This is a genomic window from Acidobacteriaceae bacterium (assembly GCA_028283655.1).
Classification (GTDB): Bacteria; Acidobacteriota; Terriglobia; order Terriglobales; family Acidobacteriaceae; genus Granulicella.
Genome location: JAPWKE010000001.1, coordinates 321,199 through 334,081 on the forward strand (window position 1 = coordinate 321,199; position 12,883 = coordinate 334,081).

8 protein-coding genes are annotated in these 12,883 nt (G+C 60.9%); 5 read left to right on the plus strand and 3 right to left on the minus strand.

From position 1 onward, the window contains the following. Window positions 1-79 precede the first annotated feature (79 nt). Window positions 80-1,393: a Glu/Leu/Phe/Val dehydrogenase gene (locus tag PW792_01440; GenBank protein ID MDE1160590.1), complete on the minus strand. Its 1,314-nt coding sequence runs from the start codon at window positions 1,391-1,393 to the stop codon at window positions 80-82. A gap of 305 nt (window positions 1,394-1,698) precedes the next feature. Between PW792_01440 and PW792_01445 the strand changes: the two genes are divergently transcribed. After that, complete coding sequence (locus PW792_01445) at window positions 1,699-1,860, plus strand: hypothetical protein (GenBank protein MDE1160591.1); 162 nt, start codon at window positions 1,699-1,701, stop codon at window positions 1,858-1,860. A gap of 35 nt (window positions 1,861-1,895) precedes the next feature. Continuing rightward, window positions 1,896-3,479 carry an anthranilate synthase component I gene (gene trpE / locus PW792_01450; GenBank protein MDE1160592.1) on the plus strand — a complete coding sequence of 528 codons (1,584 nt, stop codon included), beginning with the start codon at window positions 1,896-1,898 and terminating at the stop codon, window positions 3,477-3,479. A 78-nt stretch (window positions 3,480-3,557) separates the two neighbouring features. On the opposite strand, the gene PW792_01455 is transcribed toward trpE, so the two are convergent. Next, window positions 3,558-6,215, minus strand: coding sequence for a carboxypeptidase regulatory-like domain-containing protein (locus PW792_01455; protein ID MDE1160593.1), 2,658 nt, complete (start codon window positions 6,213-6,215; stop codon window positions 3,558-3,560). A gap of 221 nt (window positions 6,216-6,436) precedes the next feature. Continuing rightward, complete coding sequence (locus PW792_01460; GenBank protein MDE1160594.1) at window positions 6,437-8,923, minus strand: glycoside hydrolase family 95 protein; 2,487 nt, start codon at window positions 8,921-8,923, stop codon at window positions 6,437-6,439. 137 nt (window positions 8,924-9,060) lie between these two features. Here PW792_01460 and PW792_01465 point away from each other — a divergent pair, with 137 nt between their 5' ends. The 3 genes from PW792_01465 to PW792_01475 all read left to right on the plus strand — a co-directional run bounded on the left by PW792_01465 (window position 9,061) and on the right by PW792_01475 (window position 12,875). After that, window positions 9,061-9,801, plus strand: a complete 741-nt coding sequence (locus PW792_01465; protein ID MDE1160595.1) for a rhodanese-related sulfurtransferase — start codon at window positions 9,061-9,063, stop codon at window positions 9,799-9,801. 48 nt (window positions 9,802-9,849) lie between these two features. Then, window positions 9,850-11,187 carry an argininosuccinate synthase gene (argG, locus tag PW792_01470; GenBank protein MDE1160596.1) on the plus strand — a complete coding sequence of 446 codons (1,338 nt, stop codon included), beginning with the start codon at window positions 9,850-9,852 and terminating at the stop codon, window positions 11,185-11,187. 128 nt (window positions 11,188-11,315) lie between these two features. Beyond that, window positions 11,316-12,875 (plus strand): EAL domain-containing protein, encoded by a 1,560-nt coding sequence (locus PW792_01475; protein MDE1160597.1) that lies wholly within the window; start codon window positions 11,316-11,318, stop codon window positions 12,873-12,875. Window positions 12,876-12,883: the final 8 nt, after the last annotated feature.

A 12,883-nucleotide genomic window follows, 5' to 3' on the forward strand; every position in this document is an offset into this window, starting at 1 on the left:
CAAGGGGAGTAGGAAGTAGGAAGGGGGCTAGCTGCCTCCGCCTACTTCCTACTCCCTAGCCTTTCCTGCTCTCTAGCCTTTACGCGTAGATCCCGCGCTGCTTCGTCGTATACGCCACACGATCAATCGCCAGCATGTATGCCGCGATGCGGTTATTCACGCCATGCTGCACGGCGTACTGCAATACATCGTTGAAGCTGTCGATCATGATGCGTTCCAGCCGCTGGTTCACTTCGCTCTCGGTCCAGAAGTAGCCCATGCGGTCCTGCACCCACTCGAAGTAGCTCGTCGTCACACCACCGGCGTTCGCCAGAATGTCCGGCACGATGAAGACGCCTTTGTCGGCAAGAATCTCGTCGGCAACGGTCGTCGTCGGGCCGTTCGCTCCCTCTACCAGGATGCGGCACTGCAGGCGTTCGGCGTTCTGGCTCGTGATGACGTTCTCCGTCGCTGCGGGGATCAGCACATCGCAAGCCTGCGTCAGCAACTCGTGCTGGTCGAAGGGCTGCGCACCAGGGAAGCCGTGGATCGCGCCTCGCTTGGCCTTCCACTCCATCAACTCGCTCACGTCGATGCCGTCCGGGTTGTAGAGCGCACCGTCATACTCGCCAATGCCGATCACCTTGTAACCGCGGTCCCACAGCAGCCGCGCAGAGTGCGAGCCGACATTGCCGAAGCCCTGCACGATCACCGTCGTCTCTGCAGGCTCCATCCCCATGTACTTCAGCGCCTGGTCGGTCACCGTCGCCACACCGCGGCCGGTCGCTTCGCGCCGCCCACGCGAGCCGCCAATGTTCACCGGCTTGCCCGTCACCACGCTCGTAATCGTCTGTCCCATGTGCATCGAGTACGTGTCCATAATCCACGCCATTGTCTGCTCATTGGTATTCATGTCCGGAGCGGGAACGTCCTTCTCCGGGCCAAGAAACTCGATCAGCGCCGCGGTATAGCGGCGCGTCATGCGCTCCAACTCGCCCTGGCTCATCTGCTTCGGGTTGCAGATCACTCCACCCTTCGCTCCGCCGAAGGGAATGTTTACCACGGCGCACTTCCACGTCATCCAGCTTGCCAGCGCGCGTACTTCGTCCAGCGTTACGTCAGGAGCGTAGCGAATACCACCCTTACCTGGGCCACGCGCAATGGAGTGCTGCACACGGTAACCCGTAAACACCTCAATCGAGCCATCATCCATCGCGACCGGAATGTGCACGATGATCTCGCGCGTGGGCTGGCGCAGTACCTTCCAGATGCCTTCATCCAGCTTCAGCCGCCGCGCCGCTTCGTCAAAGCGGGCCGCCTGCGCTTCCCAGGGGTTTGTTTCTTGCTCCAGAGTCAATGTGCCCTGGTTCGTTCTTCCCGTAATGCCTTCCATCGCAGCTTTCTTCGGTACCATCGTCTCTTCTTTCATCGGTCTGGTTACACCTTTCCGTTCTCAAAAAACATGGCCAGCAGGGGATTGGACTCAGCATCGCCGAAAAACGCCATGGCGGCTAGGGAAATCTCCTCTGTCCGGGCTCTTATTGAGCCAAACGGCAGCGAGTCTACGCCCGGCCACAAACACCCTGCAATGCACCTTGTGCGTTATACGCACACCTGTGCGGTGCGTTTCTTCGCCTGTTCCGTTGCTTTGCCACGGGAGTTCCGGTGCCACCCTTTCCGGCGCAATCTGCATCAGAAACGCAAGGGAGAACAAGTCGTATGAAGATTCAGAAAACACTTGCCGCCGCCGCGCTCAGCTCTATGCTGATGCTCGTGCTCACAGGCTGCCCGCACCGTCATCACGATCACGGTTACCCGCCGCCACCTCCGCCGCACCACGACCACGACGGCGGTCCGCCTCCTCCTCCGCACGATCACTAAGCCAACAGGCGCTGGCATCGCTATCATGGATAGCGATGCCTCGCGCCGCTACTACCATCCCGAACGCTACCCCGTCCTCTCGCGAATTCTCTTCGCTCGCTCGCCAGTACCAGCTCGTGCCTGTCACGCGCACGGTGGTCGCCGACCTCGAAACGCCCGTCTCTGCGTTCCTGCGCGTCGCCGCAGAGGAGCCGGAGGCGTTTCTGCTTGAGTCGGTCGAAGGTGGCGAACGCATTGGCCGCTACACCTTCATCGGCATCCGCCCGTATCGCCGCATCACGGCCCGCGGTACAGAGCTGACCCTCCGCGAAGGCCGCAAGCGTCGCGTCTTCCAGGGCGATATCTTCGACGAGCTCAAGCAGGCGCTTGAAAGCACATCGCTCGCCAAGCTTCCGGGCCTGCCGCCGTTTGTTGCCGGAGCCGTTGGCTTCTTCGCCTACGATGTCGTCCGCCAGATTGAGACCCTGCCCTCGCACGCCAAGGACGAACTCGGCGCACCGGACGCACACCTCATGTTCTTTGACGAGGTGCTTGCCTTCGACCACGTGAAGAAGGCTATCCACCTCATGGTCACCGCTGGCGCTCGCAAGCCCATCGACAAAACCAGCTACGCCGATGCTCTTCGCCGTCTCGACCGCCTGGAGCGTACGCTGACCACGGCCGAGATCGTGAAGCCGAAGAAGTCGCGCAAGCCGTTGCCGCCGCTAAAGCTCAACGCCCGTACCAAGCCCGCGCAGTTCATGAAGTCTGTCGATGCGGTGAAGGAGTACATCCGCGCCGGAGACATCTTCCAGTGCGTCCTCTCGCAGCGCTTTGACTGCACCCCCGGCGTCGATCCGTTCTCGATCTACCGTTCACTTCGCATCGTCAACCCTTCGCCCTACATGTACTTCCTGCGCTTTCCGAATGACAGGGCGCAGGAGTCTACGGCCAGCCCGAAGCGTAGGAAGTCTTCTGGCCCCTCGGCCGTGGGTCCTGATCCCTCGTCTCTCTGCCATATCGTCGGCTCTTCGCCGGAACTCCTCGTCCGCGTGCACAACGGCCGCGTGGAATACCGCCCCATCGCCGGCACTCGTCCCCGAGGAGCCGATGAATCCTCCGACCTCGCGCACGAAGCCTCTCTCCGCGCCGACGCCAAGGAAGTCGCCGAGCACGTCATGCTGGTCGACCTCGGTCGTAACGACGTCGGCCGTGTCTCCGAGTACGGCTCGGTGAAGGTCACCGACCTCATGTTCGTCGAGCGTTACTCGCACGTCATGCATCTCGTCTCGAGCCTCGAAGGCACGCTGCGCGAAGGCCTCTCGCCGCTCGACGCCTTCAAATCCTGCTTCCCGGCGGGCACACTCTCCGGAGCTCCGAAGATTCGCGCTATGGAGATCATCGACGAGCTAGAGCCCGCGCGTCGTGGCGTCTACGGCGGCTCCATCGTCTACGCCGACTTCTCCGGCAACTTCGATAGCTGCATCGCCATCCGCACACTCTTCATGGACGGGGATCAGGGCCACATCCAAAGCGGCGCAGGCATCGTCGCCGACTCTGTTCCTGAGAAGGAGCACGAAGAGTGCAAGAACAAGGCCGCCGCTGTCGTCCGCGCCATTGAGCGAGCACGCACCATCTAGCGAAAGCTGAAAAGGAAACGGCAACCATCGCAAAGATGGTTGCCGTTTTTTTGTTCGGCGAAAAGAGCAGGCTTCTGACTAGAAGCTGTACTTGGCTCCAAACTCGATGCGGCGTCCCGTGTCCGCCGCCACCGGAGCAAGGAACTGCGGCGTACCCAGCACGCTGCCTTCGCTCGTCACGTTGGTGTGGTTCAGGAAGTTTGCCGAGCGCACATTCAGCGTCACCGTCTGCTGGTGTACGGCTTTTTTATCGCGGTTCAGCACAAACGCACGCTGCAGGTTGGCATCGAGGTGGAAGTTCCAGGGCAGCTTACCCATATTGCGTTCGGTCGGGCGCACAGGTGTGCCGTTTACGTAGTCTCCGTCGTTCGTCAGCAACCCAAACGGCGTCTCGAAGTTCGTCGTCCCATTTGCCACTGCCCCCGGCGCTGCATACTGTGGACGATCGTTGAAGTTGCCGTCACCGTTATTGTCCGAACCCGTCAGCAGGTTGTAGGGCGAGCCGCCCTGCATGAAGCCGTTGTAGGAAAGCGAAAGCTTCCATGGCAGGTTCACATTCACGTTGCTGAAGATCTGCCACGATCCCTGTCCCACCCGCCGAACCTCTTCTCCCGCGTCGCTCGTCGAGCTCTCCGGCTGGAAGAACGTGTCGTCATTGGTGGTATCGCGGATGTTCAGGTGAACGAACCCAACCACGCCACCAGCCACTTTGTGGCTGAAGTTGCTCAGCACCACGACCTCACCATGCCCAATGCCAGTGCCGCTGTTCTGCACCTGCAGAATGTTCTGGTTCGCACCGTACGGACGCGCGCCGTACGGGTTCGAGTCCAAGGGTTGGTTGATGTTCAACGTGCGGACATAGTTCAGAAAGCGCGCCTGAATCTCTTCCACGTTCAGGTTGAATCCCTTGCCGAGGTCGCGAGAAACCCCAAGCTCGCCCATCATGAACGTGCCCGGTCCTGTGCCCGGCGCAAACGTACGCTTCGTCGTGATCGGCGTCGCGCCAGAGAACGGCGCACCATACACCGGGTTGTAGATCAGGCTGCTGACGCGCTGTACGCCGTCGAGGCGCTGCAACTCCTGCACCTCATCAGCAGAGTACTGCCCCTGGAAGATACCGAAGTGGCTTGTGACGTTCCACTTCTTCTTCGCATCGGGCGACCACACCAGGCCGATACGCGGCTGAAAGTTCTTGTACGTTGCGGGCGAGCTTTCCAGGAAGTAGCGCACTCCCATGGCAAACGTCAGGTTCGGCTTCAGCTTCATGTTGTCCTGCGCAAAACCCACGAAACGTACCTGGTGGAATTCGATGTTGGGATTGCCGCTGACGTTGTTGAAGACCTCCGGTGTCTTCGCGGCATACTCCGCCGCCGTGCCGAAGGTGTAGTTGCCGTTGAAGTTCGTCGGCACATTGCTGTTGCGGTGCAGCCAGAAGACCTGGTAGCCAGCCTTTAGTGTGTGCTGCTTAGTGGTCAGTACAAAGTCGTCGTCGTACTCCACGCGTGTGCGGAACTGCTGGCTGTTGCCCGTGCTCACGCCACCGCCGGTGAAGTAGCCCGAGACCTGCACGCTCGGCGCTGTGCTGTTGGCAACGTCCGTTTCGCGATACCACTCGATAGCCACACGAGCCTCATGCATCAGCATCGGGCTGAACATGGTGACGTCGCTGAAGCGTACCGTCTGGTCGTTCGTTCCAACGTTGTATCCGGCTTCCTGCAGCACCGTGCCGCCGACGCCGTTGTTCTGCTGCGAGTTCACGTTCGACGAGTACGACACGAAGAAGATGTTCTTCGGGCCAAGCTGCCAGTCCACACGCGCCTGTCCTTCCCACAGTGACTGCGGCGTCGGTGCGTTGTAGATCGTTGCCTGCTGCTTGCCCGTGTTATCAAAGGTGATCGCGTTTACGACGGCAAGGGAATCAATCTGGCGGTGCTCCAGCGACAGCGAAAAGTTGGAACCTTTCTTCTGAATCGGCCCGGAGAGATCGAAGCCATAGCGCTGCTTGCCCAGCTTGCCCGTAGACGGTGCAAACGGGTCAGCCGCGTTCATCCACGAGCTTGAGTTCGTGGTGTAGAGCGCGCCGTGGTACGCCTTCGCGCCCGGCTTCGTGTAGACCTCCACGCGCCCTCCACCGAACGGTGGCTCGCGATACTCCGCAGAGAAAAGATCGGGGCTCACGTTAATGAACGCAATCGAATCCTTCGGCGGCAGCTTCGCATCATCCTGAAAGCCATCTACCGAAACCGTCGTCTTCGAAGGATTACCGCCAGCCATCGCTCCAAGCTGCTGCAACTGACGCAGCAAATCATCAGGATCATCGGCGAGTGCCTGCAACTGACGCCCGGCTACCACCAGTCCATTCGACGCTCCCGGAGGCGCAACCTGCATGTCGCTGTCTTCTGCATTCACGGTCACGCTGGCTTCGGTGGAAGGCACCATGCGCAGCCGCAACTCGGCTTCATGCGGAGCAGAGAAGCGGACCGTATATCCGGCAAATCCTTCAGCGCTGGCGGTGAGCGCATGCTTGCCTTCGCTCAGACAGGCAAAGTCGAAGCGCCCTGCGGCGTCGCTCCGGTGCTCGGTCTTGCCGTCGAGCGTTACGTTGGCTCCCGGAATCAGCGCGCCGGTGGAGTCCATCACCACGCCGTCAAGGCGCGTACATGAGGATTGAGCGAGTGCTGGCGATACCATCGCCACCAGCAGCGGAAGAGCAGCAAAACCAAAGTTCAAGCGCACGAAGGCAGCCTCCTGTTTCAGGAAGAAAAGCGGCGACAGCTTGTAAGGGGCGTGTCGTTCTCAGACAGCTATACGCAGCGGTTCACGTAGCGGTTCCGTGAATTGAGTTTTCGTTGTGGGAAACTCTTCTGGCCTTGCTTTTCCTTTGCAATGAGCAGTTTCCAGCAGCAAAAGTTGAGCCACGCTATCGGATAGCGAGGCTCAACGGTCTTCCCAGGGGGTTACTGCAGAGGTACGTCGCGTGTCTCGCCAGCCTTCATCACCACGCTCTTCTCCACGCCGTTTGCAAGCAGCTTGAACGTCCCGCCCTTCGCTGCATGAACTCGCAGCGAGCTCACCTTGCCGACCTTCCACGCCATGTCGAGCGAAGCTCCGCCGCGCACATGCAGCCCGCGCACCTCGCCCTCGCTCCACTCCTTCGGCAGAGCAGGCAGCAGCGTAACCTCTGCGCCGTTCGACTCCCAGCGCGACTGCACCAGCGCCTCCAGCATCCCATTGGCTGCCCCCAGGTTGCCGTCGATCTGGAAGACTCCCGGCGGATGCGTGTCCATCAAATTCGGGAACGTCGACTGCCGGAACATCACCTGCATGCTCTTGTACGCTTCCTCGCCTTCGTGCAGATGGTCCCAGTAATTGATCACCCACGCCCGCGACCACCCTGTCTGCCCGCCACCGTTTTCCAGCCTTCGCTCCAGCGTCACGCGCGCCGCTTTTGCCAGCTCAGGCGTCTTATTCACATCAATCTGCGTGCCCGGGTACAGAGCCCACAGGTGCGAAATATGCCGGTGTCCCGGAGCGTTCTCCGTGTAGTCGAGCTGCCACTCCTGCAACTGGCCAAGCTTGCCGATCTTGAACGGCGGCAGCTTCGCGCGGGCGGCTTCGAGCTTTGTCAGGAACGCCGGATCTTCTCCCAGCAGGCGCCCGGCATCGAGCGTGCGCGTCAGCAGTTCGCGAACAATTTCGACATCCATCGTCGGCGCCATCGTCAGCGAATGCACCGAGCCGTCGGCGAGTTTGTAGCGGTTCTCCGGCGAAAGCGATGGCCCTGTCACCAGGTGCCCGCTGCCATCGTCGGTCATGTAATCGAGGAAGAACAGCGACGCATCATGCAGAATCGGCCACGCTCGCGCACGTAGGAACTGCTTGTCGCCAGTGAACGCATAGTGCTCCCACGCCTGCAACGAAAGCCACGCTCCGCCCATCGGCCAGATGCCCGCGGGGATACCATCAATCGGCTCCGCATCGCCCCACAGGTCCGTGTTGTGGTGGATCACGAAACCACGCGCACCGTAGTACTTCTGCGCCACCTGCATCCCGGTCCCACTCGTGGGCGTGCGCACCATGTCGATCAGGTTGATCAGCGGCAGCGTCGTCTCGCTCAACCCCGCAGGCTCGGCCAGCCAGTAGTTCATCTCCGTGTTCACGTTGATCGTCCACTTCGACCCCCACGGATTGCTGATGCCCGCTGCCCAGATCCCCTGCAGGTTCGCAGGCAGCCCATCCGGCCGCGACGACGCTATCAGCAGATAGCGCGCAAAGTCGAAGTACATCTGCTGCAGTCCAAGGTCTTCTTCGCCCCCGCTCACACGCTTTACGCGCTCATCCGTTGGCATCGCATCCAGCGTTGCGTCCGCTCCGCCAAGCCGCAGAGACATATCCCCAAACACCGGCTGATACACCGCAAGCTGCGCTTTCAGCAGATCGCCAAAGCTCTTCTTCGACGCTGTCATCAGCACGCGATCGCACTGCACCTGAGGGTCGCCGCCCGCAAACGGCCCACCTTTGAAGTCGGTCGCGGCAGCTACCAGCACGACAACCTCGTCGGCATTGGTTACGACAATTTCTTTACCCTCGGTCGCCACGGTGCCGCCCTGCGCCAACACCTTTGCTTCGCCTGCAAAGTGAATCTGCCCCTGGTGCTCCGGGCCTTCATGCAGAACCAGCGCATCGTTACCGTGTGCTTCTACGGCAAAGTCCTCCGGACGATCCATGCTCATCCGGAAGCTGATTGCACCCTTATGATTCGCGCGAAAGCGAACGGCGATCACTTCATCCGGCCGGGAGGCAAAGACTTCGCGTGTGTACTGCACGCCGTTCGCCGTATACCTTGTGCTGGCCACACCGGTACGAAGATCCAGATCGCGGCGATATCCGCTCACGGCCTCTTCTTTGGGCGTCCGAAAGTACAGGTCGCCCAGCGTGCTGTACCCCGGCATCCTGCGCGGAATCGCGAGCATCTTCTCCGCTGCCAGCTTCTCGGCTTCGGCGATCATCGCGCCGTCCGTCCCCTTTGACTCCAGCAGCAGCTTCCGCACCTGCTCGAAGCCCTCATACCCTTGCGGGTTCAGGCGATTCATCCGCTCGCCCTGCCACAGCGAAGACTCGTTCAACTGCAGATGCTCATCCGCGCCCGAGCTCTGGCTGCCATCCATCAGAGCAGCGTTTTTCTTCTCGTCCTGCAGATCGCCGTTGTTGGCCCCATTGTTCGCGCCGGTGTTGGCTCCGCCAAAGACCATCGCCCCCAGGCGTCCATTGCCCACCGGCAGAGCATGGTCCCAGATCGGGGCAGGCGCGCGATACCACAGCACATCCTGCGTCGCTACTACTTGCAACGGTTTCGCATTCTTCTGCTGCGCCAGCAACGCTGCTCCGCAGAGCATGCACAGGCTGATATACGAGGAAATATGTCGCGTGGGGCGCTTGATCATAGTTTTTATCCGCGATAACGCTATATCACTGGCAATAGGCATGACAACCGCAAGCTCTCTCGCTCGAACAATTCCTCTTAGGCAAAACGACCACCCGTAAAATAGGGAAGAGTCTGCCGCGCAGAACTTTTACCGCCATGTATACCGTTGCCGCCTACTACCGCTTCTTCGCACTCCCCAACCCCGCAGCCCTGCGTGAGGAGCTTCATGCCACCTTCGCCGGCACGGACCTTCTGGGCACAACGCTGCTTGCCCCCGAAGGCATCAACGGCACGATGGCCGCCTCGGCGGAAACCATCGACAGGCTGCTGACCTTCCTCAGCGAGCGCACCGGCCTCGACCGCGCCGAGGTCAAGTTCTCCACCTCGGACGCCGCGCCCTTCCGCCGCCTCAAGTTCAAGCTCAAGCGCGAGATCATCACCTTCCGCGCCGACGCGCCTGTCGATCCCAACCGCCCCGGCACCTACGTCGAGCCGCAGCAGTGGAACGACCTGCTCGCCGACCCGGAAGTGCTTCTGCTCGACACGCGCAACACCTACGAGACCGAGATCGGCACCTTCTCCGGCGCGACCGCACCGCCGCTCGACACCTTCTCCGACTTCGCTGCCTACGTGCGCGAAAATCTCGACCCCGAAAAGCACCGCAAGGTCGCCATGTTCTGCACCGGCGGCATCCGCTGCGAAAAGGCTTCGGCATTCATGCTCCAGCAGGGGTTCCCGGAGGTCTTTCATCTCCGCGGCGGCATCCTGCGCTACCTCGAGCAGGTGCCGGAAGAGCAGAGCCAATGGCTCGGCGAGTGCTACATCTTTGACGAGCGCGTCTCCGTCGGCTCCCGGGACCTCCGTCCCGACTCCGACGCTGAGGGCAACGTAAAATAAACGAGACTCCATCAGCTTCTGGCTGATACACGAAGGACAAACACCATCATGTCGGTGATTCTTGAACACCTGCCCGCGGGCCAAAAAGTCGGCATCGCGTTTTCCGGCGGCCTCGATACCTCTGCTGCGCTGCACTGGATGAAGCAGAAGGGCGCCATGCCCTACGCCTACACCGCGAACCTCGGCCAGCCCGACGAAACCGACTACCAGGCGATCCCACGCAAGGCCCTCGAGTACGGTGCCGAAAAGGCCCGCCTCATCGACTGCCGCGAGCAACTCGTGCGTGAAGGTATCGCCGCGCTGCAGGCCGGTGCTTTCCACATCACCACCGCTGGCGTCACGTACTTCAACACCACCCCCATCGGTCGCGCCGTTACAGGCACCATGCTCGTCACCGCCATGAAGGAAGACGACGTCAACATCTGGGGCGACGGTTCCACCTTCAAGGGCAACGACATCGAGCGCTTCTACCGCTACGGTCTGCTCGTGAACCCCGAGCTCAAGGTCTACAAGCCGTGGCTCGACTCGACCTTCATCGAAGAGCTCGGTGGCCGCAAGGAGATGAGTGAGTTCCTCATCAGCTCCGGCTTCGACTACAAGATGTCGACCGAGAAGGCCTACTCGACCGACTCCAACATCCTCGGCGCGACGCACGAAGCCAAGGACCTCGAACTCCTGACCTCGTCCATGAAGATCGTGCAGCCCATCATGGGTGTCGCCTTCTGGCGCGACGACGTCACCGTCAAGGCGGAAGAAGTCACCGTCACCTTCGAAGAAGGTTTCCCCGTTGCTCTCAACGGCAAGCGCTTTGACTCGCCCGTCGACCTGCTGCTGGAGGCCAACACCATCGGCGGCCGCCACGGCCTCGGCATGAGCGACCAGATCGAGAACCGCATCATCGAAGCCAAGTCGCGCGGCATCTACGAAGCCCCAGGCCTCGCTCTGCTCTTCGCTGCCTACGAGCGCCTGCTCACCGGCATCCACAACGAGGACACCATCGAGCAGTACCGCGACAACGGTCGCAAGCTCGGCCGCCTGCTCTACCAGGGCCGCTGGTTCGACTCTCAGGCCCTCATGCTCCGCGAAGCCGCTACCCGCTGGGTCGCCAAGCCCATCACCGGCTCGGTCACACTTGAGCTTCGCCGTGGCAACGACTACTCGGTGCTCAACACCGAAAGCCCGAACCTCACCTTTCACCCCGAGCGCCTCAGCATGGAAAAGACCGCCAGCTCCTTCTCGCCGAAGGACCGCATCGGCCAGCTCACCATGCGCAACCTCGACATCACCGACACACGCGACAAACTCCGCACCTACGCGGCTTCTGGTCTGCTAACTCTCAGCAAAGGCAATGAGATGCCGAAGCTGAGCTCCGGCGACAAGGAGTAGTTTGCTCCGCATCAGCATCAAGACGGTCAGCTTCGGCTGACCGTTTTTTTGTCATGAGCTGCATTCCTTTTCCTCTGGACAACGTTTGTCTGGTAGAACCGAAATAACTTCCTGAGGCTGAGATCTACGTGAATCGGAAAAGTACGATCGCTGGAGCTGTCATTCTGGCTGTTTTGGCCGCGGTGTTGCCGCTTTCTGTCAGCTACTACATCAGCCGCACGCACTCCATCGAAGCCGAACAACGTCACCTCACCGAGTACGGCAGTTGGACCATCGAGCGTTCCAGCATCGCTGTCAGCGACGCCATCAGCGCCCTGCATGAGATCGATGCCGCAGGCTTCAGTGACTGCTCGGAGCAGCACATCGACGCGATGCGCCTCACGGTGATGAACCACCGCGCCATCGAAGAAGTTGGCTTCTATAAGAATGGCCTCCTCGGCTGCACCTCCTGGGGGCCCGTCACCAAGGTGATCGCCCAACGGCCCGCTGATTACCAGACCGCCGACGGCATCCGCGTCAACATGCGCATTCACCCGGCTGTCAGCAAAGGCCATCCGGTCATCGCGTTTGAGTATAAGAATCACAACGTTCTCGTCGACCCCAGCCGTCTCGTCGATGTACTCGTCGACAACAACATGTCGCTCGCGCTTGCCAACGACCGCGGCGACGTTCTGGCAACCCTCAACAACCCCGACCCCGCCTTGCTGAAGAAGGCTCTTAGTACAAACGGCAGCGGCTCTACACGCGACTATCTCTACGCCACCTACCGTGTTCCCGGCTGGGTCGCGATTGCTGCCGAGCGCCAAGACTACGCATTTGCCGGCTTCCGTCGCCAGCGGAACTACATGCTGCCGATCGCTATTCTTCTTGCTTGCATCATGATTGCGGCCATCGTTCTGGTCCTTCGCCGTCGGCTTTCACCTCTTGCCGAACTCGAAATCGCGGTTCGCAAGCGGGAGTTCATCAACCACTACCAGCCGATTATGGAGCTCGCCACCGGCCGTTGCATCGGCGCAGAAGCCCTCGTGCGCTGGCGTCGCCCCGACGGCAGTCTCACGCCGCCGAACTTCTTCATCCCGCTCGCCGAAGAGAGCGGCCTCATCCGTGAGATCACCGACCAGCTGATCCAACTGGCCATCGACGAGATGCACGCCGCTCTTTCGGCAGACCCCGAGATGCACATCGCCATCAATCTCTGCGCCGCAGACATCGAAACCGGCCGCCCGCTGGAAAGCCTGGCGCTGGCGCTCGCGGCAAGAAGATTGCCCACAAGCTCCATCTGGCTCGAAGCCACCGAGCGCGGTTTTATCCACGCAGACGAAGCTCGTGAATCGCTTGGCCGCGCGCAGAAGGCTGGCCATCCTATCGCCATCGACGACTTCGGAACCGGCTACTCGAGCCTGGGCCTACTGCACTCGCTTCCACTCGACGTGCTGAAGATCGACAAATCCTTCGTCGACGCCATTGGCACAGACTCCGCCTCCAGCACCGTGACCGGGCATATCATCGACATCGCTCGCCAGCTCGATCTTGAAGTCGTAGCCGAAGGCATCGAGCAACAGCAGCAGGCAGACTACCTGCGCTCCCACGGTGTTCGCTACGGACAGGGCTGGCTCTTTGCCAAAGCCATGCCTCGTGACGAGTTCCTGGCCTTCTACGGCAAGCACCGCCGGGCGTCTGCGGCATAAAGTTGCAA

Excerpts from the sequence above, each read along its gene's own strand:
- PW792_01440 (MDE1160590.1), bottom strand. The coding sequence starts at position 1,393 with ATGGTACCGAAGAAAGCTGCGATGGAAGGCATTACGGGAAGAACGAAC.
- PW792_01445 (MDE1160591.1), top strand. The coding sequence starts at position 1,699 with ATGAAGATTCAGAAAACACTTGCCGCCGCCGCGCTCAGCTCTATGCTG.
- trpE (MDE1160592.1), top strand. The coding sequence starts at position 1,896 with ATGCCTCGCGCCGCTACTACCATCCCGAACGCTACCCCGTCCTCTCGC.
- PW792_01460 (MDE1160594.1), bottom strand. The coding sequence starts at position 8,923 with ATGATCAAGCGCCCCACGCGACATATTTCCTCGTATATCAGCCTGTGC.
- PW792_01465 (MDE1160595.1), top strand. The coding sequence starts at position 9,061 with ATGTATACCGTTGCCGCCTACTACCGCTTCTTCGCACTCCCCAACCCC.
- argG (MDE1160596.1), top strand. The coding sequence starts at position 9,850 with ATGTCGGTGATTCTTGAACACCTGCCCGCGGGCCAAAAAGTCGGCATC.